Here is a 16,205-nt window from a genome sequence, read left to right on the forward strand (position 1 = left end):
AGCACCAAAGCGGCAAGCTGCAATCTGTGGAATAATCCAGCCATGCCTAAAGTCTCATCCGCCCCAGCCTCCGAGCCGCTGTCCGGCTTACGGCCTGGAGACATCGCCACCATCGTCGGCCTGCACACCGCTGACGATGCATTGCGCCAGCGCCTGCTCGCTCTGGGGATGCGCACCGGAAAAACCATCATAATCATGCGTCAGGCACCGTTCGGCGGGCCTCTGCAAGTGCGACTCGGCTCGACCGACTTGCTCATCCGGACAAACGAAGCCGACAAGATCAGCGTACGAAAAACATGAAACGTGTCGCATTACTCGGGATGCCGAATACCGGCAAATCCACCCTGTTCAACCGGATCACCGGGGGCTCTGCCCGCGTAGGCAACTGGCCAGGGGTCACGGTCGATCTGCTTGCGGGCAAGCTGCTGCTAGGCGGCGAAATGGTGGAATTCATCGACCTGCCGGGCATCTACGACATGCACGGCTACTCCGACGACGAGCAGGTGGTGCGGCACTTCCTGCACGACAACGTCCCGGACCTGGTCGTCGTCGTGCTGAACGCCACCCAGATCGAACGTCAGTTGAGCTTGCTGCTCCAGCTCAGGAGCCTGGACCTGAACCTGATCGTCCTGCTCAACATGGCTGACGAGACGCGCAAGCTGGGCATCACCATCAACCGCCGCAAAATGGCCGAGATGCTCGAACTGCCTATATTGCTGGTCAGCGCGAAGTTCGGGCGCGGAGTCCCGGAAGTGCTGGAAGCCATCACCCGCACCCTGCGCTACCCCACCCCCGGCATGGCCGAAGACCTGCGCGCCCAGTTGGAGAACGACGACCACATCGAAGTCGAGATGGCGCGCGTACTGAGCCAGTCGGTGGAGATCCCGGTGCGCATGTCTGATTCCGACACCGACCGGCTGGACAGGCTGATGCTGCACCCGTTCTGGGGGCTGCCGATCTTCTTCCTGATCATGTTCCTGCTGTTCAAGTGCATCTTCCTGCTCGGGCAGCCGCTGCAAAGCGAGGTCGCCTCGGCGTTCACCGCGATCCGCGAAAGCGCGCTGGAGCCGCTGCTGCTGGCCGTCCTGCCCCCGCCACTACTAGGCTTCCTGCTGGATGGCGTGTACAACGGCGTGGCCACGGTCGCTTCCTTCGTGCCCATCATCGTCCTGTTCTTTCTGTTCATGGCCATCGTCGAAGACACCGGCTATCTGTCGCGCGCCGCTTTCCTGATGGATGCGCTGATGGCCAGGATGGGGCTGGATGGCCGCAGCTTCGTGATGCTGCTGATGGGTTTCGGCTGCAACGTCCCTGCCCTGATGGGCACGCGGGTGATACGCTCGCGCGGGCAGCGGCTGCTATCCATGCTGGTCATCCCGTTCTCGTTGTGCTCGGCGCGCCTGCAAGTCTTTGTCTTCATCACTGCCGCCCTGTTCGCGCCGCCCCACGCCCCGTTGGTATTGTTCAGCCTCTATCTGGCCAGCTTCGCCGCCGCCTTGCTCACCGCGCTGATCTTCAAGAAAAGGTTGTCCAGCGACGAGCCCTTCGTGCTCGAACTCCCGCCCTACCGCTTCCCGACGATGCGACAACTATGGCTGCGCAGCTGGCATGAGGTCTCCCACTTCCTGCGCCGTGCCAGCCTGTTCATCGTGGCCGGCGTGGTGCTGGCCTGGGTCCTGACCAATTTCCCGACCGGCGCGTATCCCGGCAGTCTGGACACATGGGCCGGGATGATAGGCAGCCAGTTGAATTTCATGTTCGCTCCGCTGGGCATCCCCCCGGAACTGACCATCGCCCTGATACTGGGATTCATCGCCAAGGAGATCGTCGTCGGCTCGCTTGCTGTCATCTATGGACATCACGCGCTGGATGCGCTGGCAAACACGCTGACCCACCAGTTGGACTGGGTACAAGCCTACAGCTTCATGCTGTTCACCCTGATCTACACTCCCTGCCTGTCGACCATTGCGACCCTGCGCTCGGAATCCAAGAGTGGAGGTTTCACCCTAGTCGCGCTGGCCTGGTCACTTTCCCTGGCCTGGCTGGTCAGCTTTCTGTTCTACCAAGCTGCACGCGCATTGGGATATTGAACGGAAGCGACTGAAAATAGGCTAGAATCACTCCCCAGACGATCATAATCCCGCGCAAAGTACGGCTGAAGACCAGAACAATCCATGAGCACTACGAACAAAGCAGACATGACTCCCCTGGAAAGATTGCTTTCCTACTTTACCAAGATCCACCCAGGGGAAGGGGTCAGCGTAGCCTATCTGTTCGCCAACTCGTTCCTGCTGCTGTTTGCCTACTATCTGCTCAAGCCGGTGCGCGAGGCCTTGATCCTGACTCAGGGCGGTGCCGAGTTGCGCAGCTATGCCGTGGCCATGCAAGCGATACTGTTGCTGGTCGCCATTCCGGTGTACGGCATGCTGTTTCAGGGGCGCAAGCGACTGGCATTGCTGCGCACCATCATCTTCTTCTTCGCCTCGAACCTCGCCCTGTTCTTCCTGCTGGGCAAGCTGGGAGTCAATGTCGGCGTGCCTTTCTTCGTCTGGCTGGGCATCCTCAGCGTCACCCTGGTCGCCCAATTCTGGGCCTTTGCCGCCGACATCTACAGCGTCGAGGCCGGACACCGCCTGTTCGCCTTCATCGCCGTCGGTTCGACGCTGGGATCACTGGTAGGCTCTGAGGTCGCCACCATCGGCATCCCCTTCATCGGTGCCTACGGCATGATGATGTCGGCAGCGCTGATCCTGTGCCTCTCGGTCATCCTGAGCGCCCGTGCCGATGCCAACATCCCCGAAGCGTCGCGCGGCCACTCGGAGGACGGCCATTGGGCCGAGCAACATGCAGGCCTCCTGAGCGGCTTCTCCATCGTACTGAAGGACCGCTATCTGATGCTGATCGGCCTTTTCGTGCTTCTGCTCAACTGCATCAACAGCACCGGCGAATACATCCTGGCCAAGATCATCATCGCCCAGTCCGAAGCCGAAGTGCTGGCCGATGTCACCCACACGCTGACCAAGGGCGATGCCATCGGCAACACTTACGGCGACTTTTACTTCTTCGTCAACCTGCTGACGCTCGCCATCCAGCTGCTGTTTGTGCGCCGCATCTGGCAGGCCGTGGGCATTCAGGGCGCACTCCTGATCTCGCCCATCATCGTCTTCTTCGGCTACGGCATGATCTCCTTCCTGCCTGCGTTCTGGGTGATCTACATGGTCAAGATCCTTGAGAACAGCACCGACTATTCGATCCAGAGCACCACGCGCCACGCCCTGTTCCTGCCGGTGGACCGGGAGAAGAAGTACAAGGGCAAGACCTGCATCGATACTTTCATCTGGCGTCTGGGTGATCTGATTCAGGCCCTGCTGGTCTATCTAGGGATGAATGTGTTCGGTTTCGGCCTGAAACACTTTGCGATGGTCAATTTTGCGTTATCGACCGTGTGGCTAATCATTGCCATCGGCATCGGCATGAGTTACAAACGCGCCCGGGCCAACACGCCCCCGGAAGGCCAAGCCTAGCCCCACCACTTCCCCGCACCGCAGGAACGGACTCGCACCGAGGCCGCTCCTGTCGTCCCTCGATCCACCAATAAGCGGTTGCCCCCCCTGAGGAATTAAGGGAAAATCCGCGCCTTCCGAACCCGTATTCGTCACTTTCCACCCAAGGATGTGGGTATGTCCGACATTGCCAAGACCGCACAACTCAACCGCACCTCGCCACAGCCTCCCTTAAGCTGGTATTTCGACCCCAAGATATTGGAGATCGAACAACGCGTGCTGTTCGATGCCGGGCCAGGCTATGTTGGCCACGAACTACTGGTACCGAACCAGGGCGACTACCATGTGCTGGAATGGATGGATAGCGCCAGGATGCTGGTGCGCAACGACAACGGCGTGGAGTTGCTATCCAACATCTGCCGCCACCGCCAGGCCACCATGCTCAAGGGGCGCGGCACGGCCAAGAACGTGGTCTGCCCGCTGCATCGCTGGACCTACGATCTGGGCGGCGAGCTGATCGGTGCGCCGCAGTTTCCGCAGAACCCCTGCTTGCATCTAAACAAAAAACCGCTGCAACGCTGGAACGGCCTGCTGTTCTCCGGCCAACGCGACATCGCCAAGGACCTGGCGACCGTGCCCGCCTTCAAGGAGATCGACTTCACCGGCTACATGCTGGACCGCGTCGAGGTGGACCACTACGATTTCAACTGGAAGACCTTCATCGAGGTGTATCAGGAGGATTACCACGTAGCACCCTTCCACCCCGGCCTGGGCCGGTTCGTGAACTGCGATGACCTGACGTGGGAGTTCGGCGAGTGGTATAGCGTACAGACCGTGGGGCTCAACGATGCCCTGCGCCACCACGGCAGTCCGGTGTACGAGAAATGGGCCGAACAGGTGCTGCGCTACAACCACGGCGAGTTGCCCAAGTACGGCGCGATCTGGCTGACCTACTACCCCAACATCACGGTGGAGTGGTACCCGAACACGCTGGTGGTGAGTACCATCGTGCCGCGTGGCCCGGAAGCCTGCTCCAACATCCTGGAGTTCTACTATCCGGAAGACATCGTGCTGTTCGAGCGCGAGTACATCGAGGCGGAGAAACAGGCTTACCGCGAGACGGCGGTCGAGGACGACATCATCTGCCAGCGCATGCACGAAGGCCGCCGCGCCCTGTTCAGGCAGGGCATCGAAGAGGTCGGCCCTTACCAGTCGCCCACCGAGGACGGGCTGGTGCACTTTCAGGAATTCCTGCGCCGCCAGCTCGATCCCCACCTGAAATAAGTGGGCGCCCTGTGGATGCTGGCCGCCGGATTCCTGTTCGGCTGCATGGGCGTACTGGTGAAGCTGGGAGCGGGGCAATTTTCCAGCGCTGAACTGGTGTTCTACCGCTCAGCCTTCGGCCTGCTGTTCGTGCTCCCCCTGCTGCGCAGCAATGGCCTCACCACCCCGCATTGGCGCGGACATCTGTGGCGCGGCCTGTCCGGCACGGTGGCAATGATGCTGTTCTTCTATTGCATCACCACCCTGCCGCTGGCCACCGCGATCACGCTGAACTACACCTCGTCGCTGTTCCTCACCGGGCTGACCCTGCTTGCGTTCCGCGACAAACTGCACTGGCCGCTCACCGCCACCCTGCTGCTGGGCTTCGCCGGCATCGTGCTGCTGTTGCACCCCACGCTGGAGCGCGACCAGCTCATCCCCGGCCTGCTCGGGCTGCTGTCCGGCCTGCTCGCCGGCTTCGCCCTGTTCAACGTACGCCAGCTCGGCGTGCTGGGCGAACCGGCGGCGCGCGTAGTGTTCTACTTCAATCTGACCGCTACGCTGTTCACTGCTGTCTGGTTGCTGCTGGACCGCGAACTCCATGCGCCCACGCTCGCCACCCTGCCTTTGCTGCTGGGTTTGGGCGCTTCCGCCACGTTCGCCCAACTGGCGATGACCCGCGCCTACCGCCTCGGCGCCACGGCAGTGGTCAGCGTTTTGGCCTACAGCACCATCGCCTTCGCTGCCCTGTTCGGCATGTGGCTATGGGATGAGACGCTGCCCTTGTCCGGATGGGCCGGGATGGCGCTCATCATCAGCAGCGGTGTGATAGCATTGAGACTGACTCCCAAGCACTGAGAAACGATATGATCACCATTCAACACTCCGAAAACCTGCTCAACGCCGCCATCCTCGGCGAATTCTCTCTGGCCGATTTCAAACAGTTCGAAGAAGAAGCCCTGTACAAGCTGAGCACTGCCGGCTCGATGAACCTGCTGTTCGATCTGCGCGACATGGTGAGCTACACGGTCGACGTAGCATGGGAAGAGGTCAAGTTCTTCAGCCGCGAACACCAGCACGACTTCAGCAAGATCGCCATCGTCACCAACGACCAATGGCAGACCTGGGCGACCTGGTTGTCGCGCCTGTTCATCGATGCCGACGTACGGGCATTCTCCAGCTATGCCGAGGCCTCGGCGTGGATCAGCGAATAATCGGTCACAGGATATCGGCCTGCCCAGACAGGCTGTTGTACAGCAAGGCCGTCAGGACCAGCGTGTCTTCCGCTGACAGGCTGGTGAAACGTACCCCATGCATCTGGCTCGACGGATCGGCCTCAGCCCTTGCATCCGCATGACAGGAGCGCAGCTGGCATTCAATCTCCAGGATGTAGTCGTGGCCGTTCACTTTGACGCGCAATCCTAACCCCAGATACTCATCGATACCCGCCATCTGCTCCTTGGCCACCAGCAGCGCGCCGCCCATACTGATGTCCCGGACCTGGCAGGCGTAACGCTTGCCGGTAGCATCCACCGCCGAGCCGATCAGACTCACGCTGGTTCGGGAACTGCTCCGCACGACCATTCCCCTGACCTCTTTGGGAAAACTGAGGTGCAGGTGGGGAAAGGGGACATTGGTCACCCTCCGGATCTCGGCGCTGAAGGCATAAGCGTTCTTGCCGCCGAAGAAACGCACCACGACGGGCACACCCTCACGCACCAGCATCACTTTGCCCGCCTCAACCGGCGTGGAAACGATCACGCTCCCTCCCTTGAGGTAGCCGATCAGCGTTACATAGTGCCGCGTATCCCCCGTAGCCGCCTGGAACTGCAACTGCACCATGTCTCCGATATGCAAGCGGACTTGCTCCAGTGCCAAAACAGCCTGTTCGTCATTCGTATTGTCCATGTATCCCCCTGCCCCGGATTGTATAGAAATATCAATAAAAACACAGCCCGGAGCAGTGCCGGGGCGAGCCCCCTAAAAAGTCGACAATTCACAATCAAAACAAATTATTGACGCTTATCTCAGGTGTCAGGTAACATGCGCCCGACTTTGAATCACCCTGACCGACCTGACCGTGCCCATCCGACACCTGCATCTCCTGCTGCTTTCTGCCGTACTGACGCTTGTTCCGTCGGTAGCTGCGTGGGCGGATGAAGACTCGGGAGCGCTGTCCTTCGTCACACAGATCCACCAGCCCCCTCCGGCAGCAGCACCTGCGCAGAACGACGACCAGATGGCACCTCTACTGCATGAGGTGGCGCAGGATGATCTCTGGCAACGTATCCGCAACGGTTTCTCGCTGGCCGAGCTGGACAGTCCGCTGATCGCCAAGCACGAGCAGTGGTACGCCAACCGCCCCGACTACGTATCACGCATGACCGAACGCGCCGGGCGCTATCTGTATTTCATCCTTGAGGAAGTCGAGAAGCGCGGCATGCCGACCGAAGTCGCCCTGCTGCCGATGATAGAGAGCGCCTACAACCCGTCCGCCTATTCGATCGCGAACGCGTCCGGCATCTGGCAGTTCATCCCGTCCACCGGGAAGGACTACGGCATGAAGCAGAACTGGTGGTATGACGGTCGCCGCGACATCCTCAGTGCCACACGCGGCGCGCTCGACTATCTGCAACGGCTGCATGACATGTTCGGCGACTGGCAGCTGGCACTGGCCGCTTACAACTGGGGCGAAGGTGCCGTGCAGCGTGCCCAGGAGCGCAATCGTGCTCGCGGCCTGCCGACGGACTACGCCAGCCTGACCATGCCGGAAGAGACGCGCAACTACATCCCCAAGCTGGTCGCCGTGAAGAACATCATCGCCAGCCCGTGGAACTTCGGCCTCACGCTATCCTCCGTGCCGAACCAGCCCTATTTCACCGCCGTGACCACCACCGAGCACATGGATGTGAAAGTCGCCGCCAAGCTGGCCAACATCAGCATGGAAGAGTTCCTTGCGCTGAATCCCGCGCACAATCGTCCGGTGATGTTGCAACACAACACCAACACCATCCTGCTGCCGGTGGATAAGGTTGATGACTTCTATCGCAACCTGGAGCATAACGACCAGCCTCTGGTCAGCTGGCAAGGGTATCAGACCCGCAAAGGCGAACGTCTGGACAAGCTCGCGCCGCGCTTCGGCCTGACGGTCGAAAAACTCATCTCGATCAACGGCCTGTCTGCCCGCGCCAAGACCAGCTCGGGCCAGACCCTGCTGGTTCCCATGCGCGGCGGTGATGCGGATTACGAGTTCGAGGCGTTCAACATGCACCTGGCACCCAATGCCTTGGCCATGGTGGCGAAGACCTCCCCCAGAACAGGCAAGGACAACAAGGGCAAGACCAAGGAGCGCGGAAAGCTCGCCGCACTGGGCAACAAGCGCGAACGTCCGGGCAAACATGGCACCAAGGTCGCCTCTCGGCGCGAAGCCCCCGCCCGGAGCACCAAGCTGGCTAGCCTGAGCCGCTCCGCCGGCAAACCATCCGCATCACGCAGCGGTAAGCAGCCTGCCCGCCGCCTGCACGTCGCTTCCAACCCTTAATCCCCGGCCCGGCCCACGCTTTCCGCGTACAGATGGCAATGCACTCGCTGCGTACCACCCAGCGCAGTCTCGCCTGGATAGGTTTCACGACAAATCGTCATCGCCTGCGGACAGCGCGGGTGGAAATGACAGCCCTGCGGGGGATGCGCTGGTGACGGCATCTCGCCCGCCAGCCGGATGACCTGGCCGCTGCCTCCATCCACACGCGGCACTGCCGACAACAAAGCTTGGGTGTAGGGATGGCGCGGTGCGCCCAAGACCTCAGCCGTCGCACCGCGTTCGACGATACGCCCCAGATACATCACGCACACCTCGTGCGCTAGGTATTCCACCACTGCCAGATTGTGGGTGATGAACAGGTAACTCAGCTCAAGCTCCTGCTGCAACGCGCGCAGCAGATTGAGTATCTGCGCCTGCACCGACACATCCAGCGCGCTGGTCGGCTCGTCGCAGATCAGCAACTGGGGATTCACCGCCAAGGCGCGGGCGATGGCGATGCGCTGGCGCTGGCCGCCGGAGAACTCGTGCGGATAGCGCCACTTCGCCGCCGCGCTCAGCCCCACCTGCTCCATCAAGGCATCCATCAGGCCCTGCCGCGCCGCGCTATCGCCGCCCACGCCGAGCGCGGCCATGCCCTCGTCCAGGATCTCCGCCACCCGCATCCGGGGATTGAGCGACGCATACGGGTCCTGGAACACCATCTGCATCCCCGCCCGCTGCGCACGCAGCGCCTGCGCCGACAAACCGATCAGCTCTTGCCCGCCGAAGCGCACGCTACCCGCCGTCGGCGCGATCAACTGCAACATCGCCTTGCCCGCCGTGGTTTTGCCACAGCCCGACTCGCCGACCAGCGCCAAGGTACGCCCCGCGCCGATCTCCAGCGAGACCCCATCCACCGCCCGCACCACCCCCACCTGGCGCTGCAACACGCCACGCCGGATAGGGAAGTGGACCTGAAGGTTGGAGACTTCCAGAAGGGTATGGGAACGGGAGTCGGGGGCTGGGTAGAACCCGGGTTCTGCAGCCCCTGCCGCTTCCCCCTGCTCCCTTCCCGCGCCCTCAGGCGCATACAGATGACAGCGCACCCCTTGCCCGTCGACCTCGCGCCACTCCGGCGCACGCTCATGGCACAGCGCCCAGGCGCGGTCGCAACGCGGAGCGAAGCGGCAACCCGGTGGCATGGCATCGGGCGTGGGCACATTGCCGGGGATAGCTTCCAGCGGAGCGGCCCCGCGCCGTGCGTCAGGCAGGGCCGCGAACAACTTTCGGGTGTAGGGGTGCAAAGGCTGAGTGAACAGCTGTTGGCGCGAGGCGCGCTCGACGATCTGCCCGGCATACATGACGGCCACCTGATGCGCCATCTCCGCCACCACGCCCAAATCGTGCGTGATGAGCAACATCGCCATGCCGCTTTCCGCCTGCGTGTCGCGCAAGAGTTGCAACACCTGCGCCTGGATGGTCACGTCCAGCGCCGTGGTCGGCTCGTCCGCGATGAGCACGCCCGGCGCCCCCGCCAGCGCCATGGCGATCATCACCCGCTGCTTCATGCCGCCGGAAAGCTGGAAGGGATATTCGTGGATACGGCGTGGCGCATCGGGGATGCCCACCTGCGTCAACAACTCGATACAGCGCTGCTCCACCTCAATCCCGACCTCGCCGGACTGATCCAGGCGCGCACGGGAGCAGCCACCGGCTTCGACAGTCTCAGCCTGAACGGATGCCTGGTCGCCGCCATGCAACTCCAGCACCTCGGCGATCTGCCGCCCCACCGTCAGCACCGGGTTCAGACTCAGCCCCGGCTCCTGGAAGATCATCGCCAACCTGCCGCCGCGCACCGCGCACATCTCGCGCTCAGGCAAGGTCAACACGTCGCTGTCACCCAGCCGCACCGCTCCGCCAGCCACCCGCACCCCGTCCGGTAACAGACGCATCAAGGAAAGCGCCGTCACCGACTTGCCGCAGCCCGACTCGCCCAGCAACGCGAACGTCTCGCCGCGCCGCAACGCGAACGAAACACCATCGACCACCGCCGCCCCATTGGGCAAGCGGACAGTCAACCCATCGACACCAAGAATTTCACTCACGATTCACCTATCCAGCAGGCATCTCGCCCACACGCTACGGACAAGAGTGTAAAGCATCGCAGGAACAAGGCGGTGTAGAAAGGCGGCCTAGTTTTGTGAAGTGAGTGGGCGTGCGCGCAGTTCGAGCAGCCAGATGACGTAACCAGACAGGCAGTAGCCGAGAAAAATCAGGAACAGGACGATAGGCGGATCGACCGAGATCAGGATGAAGAACATGGCGATCAGGAACACCACGATGAACGGGACGCTCTTGCGCATGTTGATGGCTTTGAAGCTGTGGAACTTGAGGTTGCTGACCATGCTCAGCCCGGCGAAGGTGGTCAGCACGGCAGCGTACCAGCGCACCTCTTCCCCGCTGAAGTGGTTGTCCAGCATCACCCAGACGAAGCCGGACACCAGCGCGGCGGCAGCTGGGCTGGGCAGGCCCTGAAAGTAGCGCTTGTCCACCACGTCGATGTTGGTGTTGAAGCGCGCCAGACGCAGGGCGGCGGCACAGCAGTAGATGAAGGCGGCGAACCAGCCCCATTTCCCCAGCCCCTTGAGCGCCCATTCGTACATCACCAGCGCGGGTGCCACGCCGAACGAGACCATGTCGGACAGGCTGTCGTACTGCGCGCCGAACTCGCTCTGGGTATGCGTCATGCGGGCCACGCGGCCATCCATGCCATCCAGCACCATGGCCACGAAGATGGCGATAGCGGCGAACTCGAAGCGCCCGTTCATGGACTGGACGATGGCGTAGAAACCGGCGAACAGCGCACCGGTGGTAAACAAATTGGGCAGCAGATAGATGCTGCGACGGCGCAGATCCAGAGGCTTGCGGTGATTGCGGTAAGGTTCCATGCCGCGAGAGTATCAGTTCTTGCCGCGCACAGCCAGAACCGTGGGCAGCAAACCCTGACGGGTCATGATGGGATGGAGATAGAGGTTCATGGTTGCCAGACGCTAGTCGCTAGCCGCCAGTCGAAAGCCAAGGCTTGCCTTAACGAACGACCAACGACTAACGTCTAGCAACTGTCTTTAGTTCTTCGACTGGTCGACCAGCTTGTTCTTGCCGATCCAGGGCATCATGGCGCGCAGCTTGCCACCCACGACTTCGATCGGATGCTCGGCGTTCAGGCGACGGCGGGCAGTCATTTCCGGATAGTTGGTGCGGCCTTCCAGGATGAACTGCTTGGCGTAGGAACCGTTCTGGATGTTGGTCAGGCATTCCTTCATCGCGGCGCGGGCTTGGTCAGCGATCACGCGGTTGCCGGTGACATACTCGCCATACTCCGCGTTGTTGGAGATGGAGTAGTTCATGTTGGCGATGCCGCCTTCGTACATCAGGTCGACGATCAGCTTCAGTTCGTGCAAGCACTCGAAGTAAGCCATCTCGGGCGCGTAACCGGCTTCGGTCAGGGTCTCAAAACCAGCCTTCACCAGCTCCACCGCACCGCCGCACAGCACGGCTTGTTCGCCGAACAGGTCGGTCTCGGTCTCTTCACGGAAGTTGGTCTCGATCACGCCACCCTTGGTGCCGCCGTTGGCTGCCGCGTAAGACAGAGCGATCTCCTTCGCCTTGCCAGTGGTGTCCTGATAGACAGCGATCAGGGTCGGCACGCCGCCGCCCTTCAGGTATTCGGAACGCACGGTGTGGCCGGGGCCCTTGGGGGCGATCATGATCACGTCCACATCAGCGGGCGGCACGATCTGGTTGTAATGGATGTTGAAGCCGTGGGCGAAGGCCAGCGCAGCGCCGGACTTCAGGTTCTTGGCCACATCGGCGTGGTAAACCTGCGGCATGGTCTCATCCGGCAGCAGGATCATCACCAGGTCAGCGCCCTTCACGGCATCGGCGATCTCTTTCACCTGATGGCCAGCGTTCACCGCCTTGTTCCAGGAAGCACCGCCCTTGCGCAGCGCGACGGTCACGTTCACGCCGGAATCCTTCAGGTTCTGCGCATGGGCGTGGCCCTGCGAACCGTAACCCACGATGGTCACTTGCATGCCCTTGATCAGGGGGATGTTTGCGTCTTGGTCGTAATAAACTTTCATGATTGCCTTTCAAATAAAAAGTTGTTAGTCGTAAGTCTGTAGACGTAAGTTTGTGGTGTCCGCTGCGCGGTTTTTACTATCAACCAACAACTTACGTCTTACGTCTGCTTTTACAGTTTCAAAATCCGTTCGCCGCGCCCGATGCCGGAAGCGCCGGTGCGCACCACTTCCAGCATCAAGCTGGAGTCTATCGCTTGCACGAAGCTGTCCAGCTTGGAGCCGGTGCCGGTCAGTTCGATGGTGTAGCTGCTTGCATCCACGTCGATGATGCGGCCACGGAAGATGTCGGTCAGGCGCTTCAGCTCCTCGCGCCCTTCGCCCACCGCCCGCACCTTGACCAGCATCAGCTCACGTTCCAGATGCTGACCTTCGGTCAGGTCCATCACCGCGACCACGTCGATCAACTTGTTCAGTTGCTTGTTGATCTGCTCGATCACGTCATCGGAGCCGCTGGTGACGATGGTCATGCGCGACATGGTTTGATCTTCGGTCGGTGCCACGGTCAACGATTCGATGTTGTAGCCGCGCGCGGAGAACAGCCCGGCCACGCGCGACAGCGCGCCGGCCTCGTTCTCCATCAGCAATGAGATGATGTGACGCATGTTACAGATCCTCCGCCAGAATCACTTCGGACAAGCCCTTGCCGCCGGGCACCATGGGATAGACGTTCTCGGTGGAGTCGGTCCGGAAATCCAGGAACACCAGCTCGTTCTTGCGCGCCAAGGCCTCTTCCAGCGCCGGGCGCACGTCAGACGGCTTCTCGATACACAGGCCGACGTGACCATAGGCCTCGGCCAGCTTGGCGAAGTTGGGCAGCGCGTCCATGTAGGACTCGGAATAGCGGTTGCCGTGGAAGAACTCCTGCCACTGGCGCACCATGCCCAGATAGCGGTTGTTCAGCGCGATCACCTTGATCGGCAGGCGGAACTGCTTGCAGGTGGACAACTCCTGAATGTTCATCTGGATGCTGCCTTCGCCGGTGACACAAGCCACGGTCGCCCCCGGATGCGCCAGTTGCACGCCCATCGCGGCAGGCAGTCCGAAGCCCATCGTGCCCAGACCGCCGGAGTTGATCCAGCGACGCGGCTGGTCGAACTTGTAGTACTGCGCCGCCCACATCTGGTGCTGCCCCACGTCCGAGGTCACGAACGCATCGCCGCCGGTCAGCTCGTACAGCGTCTCGATCACGTACTGCGGCTTGATCAGCTCGTCGGAGTTGCGATAGGTCAGCGAATTCTTGCTGCGCCAATCGGCGATCTGCGCCCACCAGGCAGCCAAGGCCTGTGCATCGGGCTGCTGGCGGGTGGAGTGCAACACCGCGAGCAGGTCGCCCAGCACATGTGCCACGTCACCCACGATGGGCACGTCCACCTTCACCCGCTTGGAGATTGAGGACGGGTCGATGTCGATGTGGATGATCTTGCGCGGATTCTGCGCAAAGTGCGCGACGTTGCCGATCACGCGGTCGTCGAAACGCGCGCCCACCGCCAGCAGCACGTCGCACTGCTGCATCGCCATATTGGCTTCCAGCGTGCCATGCATGCCGAGCATGCCGAGGAACTGCTTGTCCGTCGCAGGATAGCCGCCCAGCCCCATCAGGGTGTTGGTCACCGGGAAACCCAGCAAACGCGTCAGTTCGGTCAACTGGCTGGCGGCACTGGACAGCACCACGCCACCGCCCGCATAGATCATCGGGCGCTTGGCGTTCAGCAACAGCTGGGCGGCCTGACGGATCGCGCCGATGTCACCGTGCTGGGAGGGATTGTAGGAGCGTATCTGCACCGAGGACGGATAGCTGAACTCTGTCTTCTGCGCCGACACGTCCTTGGGGATGTCGACCAACACAGGCCCCGGACGGCCACTCTTGGCCAGATAGAAAGCCTTTTTCATGGTGCTGGCGATGTCCTTGACATCCTTCACCAGGAAGTTGTGTTTCACGCAGGGACGGGTGATGCCCACCGTGTCCACTTCCTGGAAAGCGTCCTCGCCGATGTAGCTGGTCGGCACCTGGCCGCTGATCACCACCATGGGGATGGAGTCCATGTAAGCCGTCGCGATCCCGGTGACGGCATTGGTCGCGCCTGGGCCGGATGTCACCAACGCGACACCGACCTTGTCGGTGGAGCGCGCATAGCCGTCAGCCGCATGGATGGCCGCCTGCTCATGGCGTACCAGCACATGCTTGACCTTGTCCTGCTTGTACAGCTCATCGTAGATGAACAACACTGCCCCGCCGGGATAGCCGAACAGGTATTCGACCTCCTCTTCCTGCAAACAGCGGATGACTATTTCTGCGCCCGTCATTTCCATACGTAGTGACCTTGGATTACAACCTATCAAAGAACCGCGCAGGGTAATGATTTTAGGCGCTTAGGTCAACCCCCGGAACAGTGCGGGCATCCATCTTTCGGCAACCCCAGCAGAATTTTGCTAGTATCGCCCTACCCTCACCGGAGCAACGCAACTGGCCAGCCACGCAGAACTTTCAGACTTCCTCACGGCAACCGAGCGCCGCGCCTACAAGCACGCGCTGTATGCGGTGCGCGACGAGCATTGCGCGCTCGACATCGTGCAGGATGCGATGCTCAAGCTCGCCGAGAAATACAGCGACAAACCCGCCGCCGAGCTGCCGATGCTGTTCCACCGCATCCTGCAGAACACCATCCACGACCATTTCCGCCGCCAGAAGGTGCGCGGCCTGTGGACCACCTTGCTGTCGGCACTATCGCCCCGGCACGACGATGAAGAGCACGACCCGCTGGAGACCCTGCTGGATGAGACCCACCAGCACCATGCCCCGGAAGCCACGCTGGAGCAAACGCAGACTCTGGCCACGATCGAAACCGCAATAAAAAACCTGCCAGCCCGTCAACGTGAAGCATTCCTGTTGCGTTACTGGGAAGACTTGGACATCGCGGAAACGGCAGCAGTCATGGGTTGTTCGGAAGGAAGTGTCAAAACCCATTGCTCGCGCGCCACCCATGCTCTCGCGGAGTCTCTCCACGCACAAGGAATCACGCTACCATGAACAGCGATCTCGACACAGAATCGATCAGGAAGCTACTCGACCGCTCGTTGTCACGACTCGGACCGACCACACTCTCGCGGCTGAGCGATGCGCGCCAGTACGCCCTGGCCCTACGCACGGAATCAGTGCGGGCACCCGCACTGGCGGGGAGCTACACCCACGCTGCCCACACACACCACCGTATCCAGCAATGGGGGCTGATTCTGCTGCTGTTGCTGCTTGTGCTGGGGGGCATCAGCTATTGGAGCCAGCCCACCGGGCCGAGTGACGATGAGGTTGACATCGCCATCCTGACCGACGACCTCCCGGTCGAGATGTACGCGGATTGATGTCAGACAAGCTCCGACATCGGCTTGCCAGCGCGGCGCTGATCGCGTGCCTGATTCCGGACGCGCAAGCCGCGCTCACCGCCTGGAACAAGCTCTCCCCCTTGCAACGGGAAGCGCTGGCCCCACTGTCCAGCCAGTGGGACAAGCTGCCTGAACCCTATCAGGCGGACATGCTCAAGCTAACGAATCACTACGAGAGGCTCACGCCAGAACAAAGGAACAGGCTGCACACTCGCCTGCTGGACTGGAGTCGGCTGACTCCCCAACAACGGGCGCAAGCCCGGGAGAAATACACCGCCTTCCAGAAGGTCCCGCCGGAGAAGCGGGAGATGGTGAAGAACATGGTGAAAGAGCAACAAGCCGCGCGCAACGCCGCGACAGACAGCAGCGCCCCATCGCCGGCTCCGGCGACAAAATAGC

The 16,205-nt window shown here is 61.5% G+C and carries 16 protein-coding genes; 10 read left to right on the top strand and 6 right to left on the bottom strand.

All coding sequences use genetic code 11. From position 1 onward, the window contains the following. Positions 1-42: 42 nt before the first annotated feature. From DM08_RS06150 to DM08_RS06175, 6 genes are all read left to right on the top strand, one after another. A complete protein-coding gene (locus DM08_RS06150) occupies positions 43-300 on the top strand; it encodes a FeoA family protein (RefSeq protein WP_051937833.1) in 258 nt (85 codons plus the stop codon). Continuing rightward, a complete protein-coding gene (feoB, locus tag DM08_RS06155) occupies positions 297-2,090 on the top strand; it encodes a ferrous iron transport protein B (RefSeq protein WP_035383757.1) in 1,794 nt (597 codons plus the stop codon). The genes DM08_RS06150 and feoB overlap by 4 nt, the downstream gene beginning before the upstream one ends. 84 nt (positions 2,091-2,174) lie before the next feature. After that, complete coding sequence (locus DM08_RS06160; protein ID WP_152555791.1) at positions 2,175-3,524, top strand: NTP/NDP exchange transporter; 1,350 nt, start codon at positions 2,175-2,177, stop codon at positions 3,522-3,524. A gap of 156 nt (positions 3,525-3,680) precedes the next feature. Next, a complete protein-coding gene (locus tag DM08_RS06165) occupies positions 3,681-4,787 on the top strand; it encodes an aromatic ring-hydroxylating oxygenase subunit alpha (protein WP_035383759.1) in 1,107 nt (368 codons plus the stop codon). Next, entirely contained in the window at positions 4,788-5,624 is an 837-nt protein-coding gene (locus DM08_RS06170) for a DMT family transporter (RefSeq protein WP_035383760.1), read from the top strand. It abuts the gene before it with no gap. Positions 5,625-5,632: 8 nt separating this feature from the next. Beyond that, positions 5,633-5,980 (top strand): SpoIIAA family protein, encoded by a 348-nt coding sequence (locus DM08_RS06175; protein WP_035383761.1) that lies wholly within the window; start codon positions 5,633-5,635, stop codon positions 5,978-5,980. A 4-nt stretch (positions 5,981-5,984) separates the two neighbouring features. Here the strand turns inward: DM08_RS06175 and DM08_RS06180 are convergent, their stop codons facing one another. Next, a complete protein-coding gene (locus DM08_RS06180) occupies positions 5,985-6,674 on the bottom strand; it encodes a flagellar brake protein (RefSeq protein ID WP_051937835.1) in 690 nt (229 codons plus the stop codon). Positions 6,675-6,846: 172 nt separating this feature from the next. Between DM08_RS06180 and DM08_RS06185 the strand changes: the two genes are divergently transcribed. Continuing rightward, on the top strand, positions 6,847-8,307 hold the full coding sequence (locus tag DM08_RS06185) for a transglycosylase SLT domain-containing protein (RefSeq protein WP_051937838.1): 1,461 nt from the start codon (positions 6,847-6,849) through the stop codon (positions 8,305-8,307). Here DM08_RS06185 and DM08_RS06190 read toward each other — a convergent pair. From DM08_RS06190 to DM08_RS06210, 5 genes are all read right to left on the bottom strand, one after another. Then, positions 8,304-10,391: an ABC transporter ATP-binding protein gene (locus DM08_RS06190; protein WP_035383762.1), complete on the bottom strand. Its 2,088-nt coding sequence runs from the start codon at positions 10,389-10,391 to the stop codon at positions 8,304-8,306. The genes DM08_RS06185 and DM08_RS06190 overlap by 4 nt on opposite strands. Positions 10,392-10,478: 87 nt before the next feature. Then, entirely contained in the window at positions 10,479-11,234 is a 756-nt protein-coding gene (gene pssA, locus DM08_RS06195; RefSeq protein WP_035383763.1) for a CDP-diacylglycerol--serine O-phosphatidyltransferase, read from the bottom strand. A gap of 177 nt (positions 11,235-11,411) precedes the next feature. Beyond that, complete coding sequence (gene ilvC / locus DM08_RS06200) at positions 11,412-12,428, bottom strand: ketol-acid reductoisomerase (RefSeq protein WP_035383764.1); 1,017 nt, start codon at positions 12,426-12,428, stop codon at positions 11,412-11,414. Positions 12,429-12,538: 110 nt separating this feature from the next. Continuing rightward, positions 12,539-13,030 (bottom strand): acetolactate synthase small subunit, encoded by a 492-nt coding sequence (gene ilvN / locus DM08_RS06205; RefSeq protein ID WP_035383765.1) that lies wholly within the window; start codon positions 13,028-13,030, stop codon positions 12,539-12,541. 1 nt (position 13,031) lies between these two features. Continuing rightward, positions 13,032-14,738 (bottom strand): acetolactate synthase 3 catalytic subunit, encoded by a 1,707-nt coding sequence (locus tag DM08_RS06210; protein WP_035383766.1) that lies wholly within the window; start codon positions 14,736-14,738, stop codon positions 13,032-13,034. A 154-nt stretch (positions 14,739-14,892) separates the two neighbouring features. Here DM08_RS06210 and DM08_RS06215 point away from each other — a divergent pair, with 154 nt between their 5' ends. Genes DM08_RS06215 through DM08_RS06225 form a run of 3 tightly spaced genes read left to right on the top strand, consistent with a single transcriptional unit; the run spans position 14,893 to position 16,204 of the window. Next, the gene (locus DM08_RS06215) at positions 14,893-15,456 is read left to right on the top strand and encodes an RNA polymerase sigma factor (RefSeq protein ID WP_035383767.1); all 564 of its coding nucleotides are present in this window, start codon (positions 14,893-14,895) and stop codon (positions 15,454-15,456) included. Next, positions 15,453-15,785 (top strand): DUF3619 family protein, encoded by a 333-nt coding sequence (locus tag DM08_RS06220; RefSeq protein ID WP_035383768.1) that lies wholly within the window; start codon positions 15,453-15,455, stop codon positions 15,783-15,785. The genes DM08_RS06215 and DM08_RS06220 overlap by 4 nt, the downstream gene beginning before the upstream one ends. Next, positions 15,785-16,204, top strand: coding sequence for a DUF3106 domain-containing protein (locus tag DM08_RS06225; protein WP_051937840.1), 420 nt, complete (start codon positions 15,785-15,787; stop codon positions 16,202-16,204). The genes DM08_RS06220 and DM08_RS06225 overlap by 1 nt, the downstream gene beginning before the upstream one ends. Position 16,205: the final 1 nt, after the last annotated feature.

The organism is Ferriphaselus sp. R-1, assembly GCF_000746095.1.
Classification (GTDB): Bacteria; Pseudomonadota; Gammaproteobacteria; order Burkholderiales; family Gallionellaceae; genus Ferriphaselus.